Here is an 8,009-nt window from a genome sequence, read left to right as displayed (position 1 = left end):
TTTTTGCGGACTCGGAGATGCGGGCCGTTCCGGCGTCAATACGTCGGTGCCGCCCGAAAAGGACTTCGGGGTTTCGGTGTGCGGCGCTGTGGGATGCGGGACGCCTGTCCCTCTCTTTCCGAACATCTGACGCTACCAATCCGTATCAGCTCTTGCGTTTCAACCTGTCCAGGATGCCGGACAAACCGCTCTTCTTTTTTGGCTTCACATCACGCCGGCCTGTAAGCACATGGGCGAGATCGTTGATCGTCTCGACGATCGGGTTGCTGGCGTCCATTTCGCCCAGCATGCGACCATTGTTGGCCGCATTGCCGAACAATTGCGGCTCAAACGGAATCGTCGCTGCCGGGATCACGCCGAGCGGCTCTGCAAAGTCTTCCAGCGAAATCTCGGGCCGCTTCGGAATGCCTGCCTGATTGAGCAGAAGAACCGGCGGCTTGTCGTTGGGCCGCAACTTCTTCAGCGTGTCGATCAGGTTCTTCGTGTTGCGAAGGTTGGCAAGGTCCGGCGTGGCCGTGATGACGATCTCGTCGGCCTGCGCGAGGGTGGTCTTGGTCCAGCCGTTCCAGGCATGCGGAACGTCGAGAACCAGCACCGGCGCGGTGCGCTGCGTCGTATCGATGATCTGCGCAAAGGCTTCCGGATCGAAATCATACACGCGATCGAGCGTGGAAGGCGCCGCCAGAAGGGAAAGCCGCTCCGCGCACTGCGCCAGAAGGCGGTCGAGATAGACCTCGTCGATGCGCTCGGGCGAAAACACCGCCTCGGCGATGCCCTGCGCGGGATCCTGATCGAAATTGATATTGGCCGTGCCGAAAGGCAAATCCAGATCGGCGACAACGACTTCATTCTCGAACAGGTTCGAGATTGCCCAGGCCACGTTGTGAGCGACGGTGGACGAGCCGACCCGCCTTTGGCGCCGACAAACGCAATGGAATGTCCAAGCGGCTCGGCTTCGGGGTCAACGAAGATGTTGGCGATCACGCTGACAATGTCAGCCATGGAGATCGGTGCGACCACATATTCAGAAATGCCTGCGCGGATCAGCTCGCGGTAGAGCCAGACATCGTTGTAGTGCCCGATGATGATGACTTTCGTCGAGGGATCGCAGACCCCCGCCAGTTCCTCAAGCGAGGCCAGCAATTCTCTTGGTTCACTGGACGATTCAACGATGACGAGGTTCGGCGTGGCCGCGGTCTGATAAAACTCGACCGCTGTCGCCACACCGCCCATATGCACCTTGAGATGAGTTTTCGCCATGCGGCGATCTTCGCCCGCCCGTTCGATCGGGTTGGCGACGCTGTCCGTCTCGCAGAACGCCTGAATCGATATCCTCGGGATCGGGCGCAGCTTCTGCAGCGCCGGTGACGCGCCGTCTTCGGGGGCGAGATCCTCGTGATCCGTTTCGTAGGCCAGATTGCTCATGTCATGCCCCTCGCCTAGTACGCGATCTCTCTGGCGGCCCGGAAGTCTTCGGACACCTTGCCTGGTTTATAAATGCTCTCGGCGCCGCGATACTTGTCGATCACGCCCATACGGTTCTCGGCATCGATCTCACCCTGCTTGCGCGGGCCGAGGAAATCATTCGGATTGGCGACCTGGGCGGCGAGATTGTTCTGATAGGAACAACCGAAGTTCGCGTAGTGCTTGTTGTCGGTCGTATCGAGAATATCTGCCGGCCAGCGGCCGCACTGATTGGTGGATGCCTTGACCACCGGATAGGAGACACGGATCGGCGGTGCAGTGTCGGGCGCCAGAGCCTGATAGGACACCACGGAGATGTTTTCCGGCGGAACCCCCTGGTTCTGAAGCAGATGCGTGATCTGGGAGGCGACGTTGGACGCGCCGAGTTCATTGACCGATCCCGAGGGCACGAGCACGGAAACCGTGCTGCCGGAACGCCGGTCATAGCCGCTCATGAAACCAGCGAGTGTGCTCATCTGGTCGCGGGACATCTTCCGGGCGGAGGCGGCAATGGGCAGGTCGATCTCCTGCGCCTTTTCGGAAATGACGATCGGGTGATTGGTGCGGTAGTCGTCCGGTATCGAGCCGACGATGACCGAATCCCGCTTTGCCGCACATCCGGCCATCAGCATGGCCGTGCAGATGACGAGTGCCGTGCCGGTGAGCCTGGCCCGCTGTGTGTTCCGTGTTGTGTTCTTCATCATGACCACCCCCGGCATGACCTTCCCCCAGCTCATTTGTAGATGTAGCCGACAACGCCGTGGTAGCGGCCATTGGGCAGGTTGGTTTTCATGGTTCCGTAGACGCGATTGACCCGGCCAAGGAACATTCCCGCGCCATCGCTGGCGGGTGTGAAATTGTCATCCGGCTTCGCCAGCGCGGTGCGCGCCGTCGGCTTGGACAGGAACGGTGTCACGATGATCACCAGCTCCGTTTCGTTGCGAACGAAGTCACGGCTGCGGAACAGCGCGCCGAGCACGGGAACCTTTGAGAGCCCCGGAACCCCGTTGAACGCCTGCCGCACGTCATCCTGCACGAGGCCGGCGATCATCATCGACCCGCCGGACGGCAACTCGACCGTGGTGTCGGCGAGGCGCTTGCGGATCGAAATCGCATTCATGCTCGAAGCGTTGCGGTAGCGCTGGCCGCGCCCCATGCCCGCGAAGAAGGTCTCCGACCCCTGCATCGTCGGTTCGGAAACCTGTGTGCGGATCTTCAGGCTGATGCGACCCGCCGAAAGAACGGTCGGAAGGAACTCCAGACCAATGCCGTAGTCGATCTTCTCGACTTCGTATTTCAGCGCGTTGGTATCGGCGTCGACTTCCTGAGACGTGACGATGTTGAACTCGCCACCAACGCGGAACGTGGCCTTCTCGCCGGAAACGGCCGTGAGGGCCGGCTCGGCGAGCGTTTTCATGACGCCGGCCTGTTCCATGGCATTGATGTAGGCGTCGATCAGCGATCCTCCGACCGAGAACTGAGTGGGCGAAAGCGGTTTGCCGAGCCCGAAGGCATTGTCGACCACGGCACCCCAGGAGATGCCGTCGGCGCTACCCGAACCGATCATGTTCACGCCAAGCTGCTTCATGACGGAGCGGCTAACTTCGGCAACCGTCACCTTCAGTGTGACCTGATCCTCGCCGATGATCTGGATCATGTTGACGATCCGGCTTGTCTGGCGCTTCTGGTCGGGGTTGTTGATCGCCACGCCGCCACCATCGGTGGGCGCTGCCGCGCTCTGGGAATACTGGCCGGTCGTGGCTTCACCACCGGTGACGAATATCTGCGCGAGCTGCGCGGCACGGGCGGCGTCGAGCGGCGTTTCAACGGTGCCGGTGAGAACAACGTTGTCGTTGATCAGTTCAACATCGATATCGGAATTCGGGATGAAGCGCTTGAGATAGTCTTCGAGACCCGCAACATCGCGCTCCACTGCGAGGTCGAGGCTGGCAATCTGCTCGCCATTGGCGCCAAACACGAAGATGTTGGTCTCGCCCACCTGTTTGCCGAACAGATAAATGCGCCGTGCGGTGCGTGTCACGGCGTCGGCGACCGACGGATTGGCGACCAGAATGTCGTAGGCGTCGCTCGGCAGGTCGAGCACGAGCGATTTGTTGAGGCCAAGCTTTACGCGCTGGCTCACATTGGATCCGCCTCGCGCCTTGACGACGTTCTGTTCGGCGAATGCCGGGCCAGCCGGTAAGGCGACCTGGACGGCCAGCATTGTTGCGCATCCCAACAAGAGACGCGCGGTCAGCTTCAGATTGCTGCGCATTTCCCGCCCTGACTGTTTCACGGCCCTCGCCCCATTCGCGCGCTTCATCATTTCCGGGTCCCCACTTCGGTGACTTCACCGGACTTGATCAGACGGACGCTGTTGCCCCTGCCTCTGCCCGAGACGAGATAGGATCCGTCGTTCTCCGATGTTTCGTTCGTGTCGGTGATCGCCCGCAGCGACAGCGTGAGGCGATCGGCCATCTGCTGCGCAACGGTGATGATCTCTGCCTGCTCCGGCGTCAGTTCCAGCGTTGCCGTCTCACCCACCTTGACGCGGCGGCCTTCCTCGTCCTCCTGAATGGTCTGGTCGATCGCCAGGACCTTGATGTTCTTCAGGATGGTCTCGGTGATGAAGCCGTTTGCCGTACCGCTGTCCTGCGCCCGGCGGGTCATGATGACGTCGACATAATCATTGGGAAGGATGAAACCGCCTGCCGAGGTGTCGGCGGCGATCTGCGTGGCGACGGCGCGCTTGCCGGAGGGCAGAATGGCCGACATGAAGCTCATGCCCTCGCCAATCAGCTTGGAGCGCCTGAGCGGTTCGCCGGTATAGAGCGCGACACGCGCAATGGAGCTGCGCAGCTCTTCAAGCGCCTCGGGGCTCTCGTTCCGGGTGATCATATTCGCGTTGATGTTGTCCGTCGGCCAGGCCTGCCATCTAACGGCGCTGCCGAGCTCGGTGCCCATGGGCACGTCCTGGCCGATGACCAGGACATCGACCAGATCGATGGCCGGCTCCTCCGGTCCCGCGCTCGCTATCGGCTGCTGCGGAGCCGGCGCCGTCAGATTCTTGGCCACATAACCGGCGCCAAGGGCAGCCAGCACGGCCACTCCTAAGATGACGATCCGGGATTTGCTCATGACTCCGCCCCTCGTACTCGGACTTCCCTTGCGTGAAGCGGAGAATGGAGGGCCAATCGTCAAATTATGGTTAACGCGAAGCTTACAGAAATGATTAATTTAAAGTTGAGCGATTATTCGGGGCCGGAATGCAGGAACGCCCCGATGAGACATCGAGGCGCAACGGTCAGGCTCTTATGGGCGCTGCGGGTTCTACCGCAGCCGGGCTGCATGATTCTAAAGCCCTGCCAGGCGGGCAAGCGCCCACTGCATAATTGGCGTTTCTGGGTAGGTCACAAGCCCCGCGACACCCAGAGCAATGCCATAGGGAATACCAGCTTTGCCATTGGCTAAATGCTGGAGAAGGGAATTGCCCCCCGTGAAGTGCGCCAGCGGCGAATTCCGGAAATACACCAGAGCCACTGTCAGAATGCCCCCAAAAACCGACGCAAGGACAAGATACTGAACGAGTGCGGTGCTCAAACCGAACCAGACTGCCGTCGCGGAAAGAAGTTTGGCGTCCCCTCCACCCATGCCGCCGACCGCGAACAGGACAAAAGTCGCGCTCAACACGAGCGCTCCGGCTGCCAGATGTAGCCCAATCTGCGACCACTGCATTCCGGTAAACGGGGCAAGAACCAGAAACGCCACGAGCAACAAGAGTGAAACACGATTGGCGATCGTCATCGACAGAATGTCGGAGATCGCCGCAAAAACCATGCAGAATGGGAATATGACGAAAATAGCCGCTTCAAGCATCGGATCACGCCTCTGTTTTCAAGGATTGTGCGGGGACGTGCTTAAAACTTGGTGAAGCGCACCGCGGCCGCACACAGAAACGTTTCCGCAACAAAAAAACCGCCTCCCGGTTTGGAAGGCGGTTTTTCAGGTAGGGAAGACCTACCAATATTACTTATTGGCGTCGGTCAGCGAAGTGCCGATCGTGGTGAAGGTCGTGCCGACCTGCGTACCGATCGTGGTGGCACCAGCGATGATACCGAGAGCAATCAGAGCAGCCAGAAGGCCGTATTCGATCGCCGTGGCGCCGGACTCGTCTTTCATGAAACGTGCAAACAGATTTGCCATTTGGGAAAACTCCTCTTCCGCGTTTTTGTTCAGCAAGACCGTCAACGTTTTTTGTTGTGTTGATCGGATGGCCTGACCATACGAGGGAGCTCTTTCAACCTGCTTAAGAAACACCCTTACCAAAACCTTGCCGCCTCAAAGCGCGAGCATTGGTTAACAGTACTCTAAAGCCGGGATGCCCGAGCGGACGGACGGGAGACACTTTATATATAGCCCACAAATGCTGCCGCCTCTGCGCCAGACATCCGTGCGCTTAACCCTTGGTTCACCAATGATGTTCATAGTCTCTTCAGCTTGACGTGGGGAGCAGGGTAATGCGCGCCGTATTTTCCAAGACTGGAACTGCCTTGAAGACAGCCTGCCTGATCGCAGGTCTGGTTGCATTGCCGGGCACCGCCCCGGCGAACGAGGCAGCAATTGAGGTGGTGATGAACCAGGCGAAGATCGTCAAGCTTGCACGCGAGGCGGACACGATCGTTATCGGTAACCCCGAGATCGCCGACGCCGCCGTACAGGATGCGACGACCATCGTTCTCACCGGCAAGGGTTTCGGCGTGACCAATCTCGTCGTTCTCGACCTGGATGGTCAGCGATTGTCGATGAACAGGTTGTCGTCCGCCGGCAGTCTGCCAGCTCGGTCCGCATCTATCGCAGGGCCAATGTGCAGACGCTTTCCTGCACGCCCTACTGCGAAAGCTCCTACAAGACGGACGCGGAACGGACCTCCGAAGCCGAGATCAGCGCCAACCAGTAAGCGGTATCGCGCTGCGGGCTCAACGAGCGCCGGGCGCAGCACCGTTCAGGGTTTACAAAACGCAAACCAGAACGCTGCAATTTGAGCTGCCGTCAAAACCGGAATGCAACCGGGGCTGGTTATAGTCCTCCCTGACAAACGCACATTCAGGGGCTGGCTATGGGCCATCAAACAAAAGGCAAAGCGCGTCGCGCGCCATTTCAGCGCCGCCTGCTCGGCCGTTTCATCAAGAATGAGGAAGGCGTGGCGGCCATCGAGGTCGCCTTTCTCGGCCTCCCGTTCTTCTTTCTGATCTTTGTGATTCTGGAAGCCTGCATCGGCTTTGCAGCACAACAGCTTCTGGCCAACGCGACGGATGACGTCGCGCGACTGTTCCGTACCGGGCAGGTTCGCAGCAGCGAAGTAAGTGAAGCCAAGCTGCGCGACCTTTTGTGTGGCCGAATGTCCATACTGATGTCCGAGACCTGCCCCGGGCTGGAAGTGGATCTTCGGCAGTTCGACACGTTCGATGATGCCGCCAAGTCAAACCTCGGCTTCAATGACGACGGAAGCATCGACACCAAGACCGAACTCGGGCCGGCACTCACGAAGAACATGCTGCGCGTGTACTACCGTTGGCCGGTGGTGACGAACATGCTGGCGGATCGGCTTCCGGACGGCAAGCTTCTGCTTTTCTCGACGAATACCTGGCAGAACGAACCATTCTAACTGTTGGCAACGGGTCGTGGGGGACCAGGCAATGACGTTCAACGACAATGCGAAACCCGCAAAGACGGGCATCTTATCAACCCTGGGCGATTTCGCCCGCAACAGGCGTGGCGTGGCAGCCATCGAGTTTGCGATCATCGCGCCCATCCTGTTCGCGATGTATTTCCTGACACTGGAATTCGGCCAGGCGATCGATGTGAACAAGAAGGTCAGCCGCGCGGCGAACATGGCGGGCGACCTGATCGCCCAGCAGCCTTCGATCACGGCCGGTGAAATCGACGCCATCATGAAGATCGGCGGCGCCATCATGAAGCCCTACAATCGCTCCACACCGACCCTGACGCTGACGGCGATCCAGGTGACCGATGAAAGGAATCCGAAGGTCCAGGTGGTCTGGTCGCGTGAACTAAAGAACGGAACCGCCTCAGCCGGTCTTAAAGAAGGCAGCACCACGACCCTTCCCCCCGAACTGAAGATCAAGGGAGCCTTTTATATCCGTGCAACTGTCTCGCTTGGCTATAAGCCCATCCTCACATGGTCGAAGGATGGCGCGAAATCTGCCGGCCTGACGGCGATGGCGGGTCTCGACAATCTTCAGATGAGCGAACGCTTCCACCTGCGCCCGCGCATGAGCAGCACCATCCCCTGCGACGATTGCTGACAGAACACGGCGCCGCGCGATTGCAAAGACTCCGCTGCCCTTCTATGTCTTTGACGGCAGGGCAGCGACAGTGAGCGGATATGGCGTGCGCATTCCTTTTCGGTCTGGCTTTCTTCGGCGTCGAACACGCTGCCGAAACCGGATCGCTAAACGGTCCCGGTGCGGGCGCGCGCGGGCAGATGCCCGAGGCATGCGCCGCGGCTGGAATGGCATTCCGGC

At 59.7% G+C, this 8,009-nt stretch carries 7 protein-coding genes and 2 pseudogenes; 3 read left to right on the top strand and 6 right to left on the bottom strand.

Annotation, left to right across the window (positions count from 1 at the left end; translation table 11 throughout):
- Nucleotides 1-145: 145 nt before the first annotated feature.
- The 6 genes and pseudogenes from JCM21793_RS26225 to JCM21793_RS26220 form a co-directional block, all read right to left on the bottom strand.
- Nucleotides 146-1,425 (bottom strand): annotated as a pseudogene (locus JCM21793_RS26225) (CpaE/TadZ family protein).
- Nucleotides 1,426-1,439: 14 nt separating this feature from the next.
- The gene (locus tag JCM21793_RS14905) at nt 1,440-2,168 is read right to left on the bottom strand and encodes a CpaD family pilus assembly protein (RefSeq protein ID WP_036540488.1); all 729 of its coding nucleotides are present in this window, start codon (nt 2,166-2,168) and stop codon (nt 1,440-1,442) included.
- Nucleotides 2,169-2,197: 29 nt separating this feature from the next.
- On the bottom strand, nt 2,198-3,688 hold the full coding sequence (locus JCM21793_RS14900) for a type II and III secretion system protein family protein (RefSeq protein WP_306306761.1): 1,491 nt from the start codon (nt 3,686-3,688) through the stop codon (nt 2,198-2,200).
- A gap of 98 nt (nt 3,689-3,786) precedes the next feature.
- On the bottom strand, nt 3,787-4,602 hold the full coding sequence (gene cpaB, locus JCM21793_RS14895) for a Flp pilus assembly protein CpaB (protein WP_025030875.1): 816 nt from the start codon (nt 4,600-4,602) through the stop codon (nt 3,787-3,789).
- A 216-nt stretch (nt 4,603-4,818) separates the two neighbouring features.
- On the bottom strand, nt 4,819-5,340 hold the full coding sequence (locus JCM21793_RS14890) for an A24 family peptidase (RefSeq protein WP_025030874.1): 522 nt from the start codon (nt 5,338-5,340) through the stop codon (nt 4,819-4,821).
- Nucleotides 5,341-5,490: 150 nt separating this feature from the next.
- Nucleotides 5,491-5,667 (bottom strand): Flp family type IVb pilin, encoded by a 177-nt coding sequence (locus tag JCM21793_RS26220; RefSeq protein ID WP_081784730.1) that lies wholly within the window; start codon nt 5,665-5,667, stop codon nt 5,491-5,493.
- A gap of 314 nt (nt 5,668-5,981) precedes the next feature.
- Between JCM21793_RS26220 and JCM21793_RS26215 the strand changes: the two are divergent.
- The 3 genes and pseudogenes from JCM21793_RS26215 (at nt 5,982) to JCM21793_RS14870 (ending at nt 7,790) form a co-directional block, all read left to right on the top strand.
- A pseudogene (locus JCM21793_RS26215) lies at nt 5,982-6,421 on the top strand (pilus assembly protein N-terminal domain-containing protein).
- A 159-nt stretch (nt 6,422-6,580) separates the two neighbouring features.
- Entirely contained in the window at nt 6,581-7,129 is a 549-nt protein-coding gene (locus tag JCM21793_RS14875) for a TadE/TadG family type IV pilus assembly protein (protein ID WP_025030873.1), read from the top strand.
- Between the two features lie 31 nt (nt 7,130-7,160).
- Nucleotides 7,161-7,790: a TadE/TadG family type IV pilus assembly protein gene (locus JCM21793_RS14870; RefSeq protein ID WP_025030872.1), complete on the top strand. Its 630-nt coding sequence runs from the start codon at nt 7,161-7,163 to the stop codon at nt 7,788-7,790.
- Nucleotides 7,791-8,009: the final 219 nt, after the last annotated feature.

Source organism: Nitratireductor aquibiodomus NL21 = JCM 21793, from assembly GCF_000615975.1.
Classification (GTDB): Bacteria; Pseudomonadota; Alphaproteobacteria; order Rhizobiales; family Rhizobiaceae; genus Nitratireductor; species Nitratireductor aquibiodomus.
This window is presented reverse-complemented; position numbering and strand designations above follow the sequence as displayed.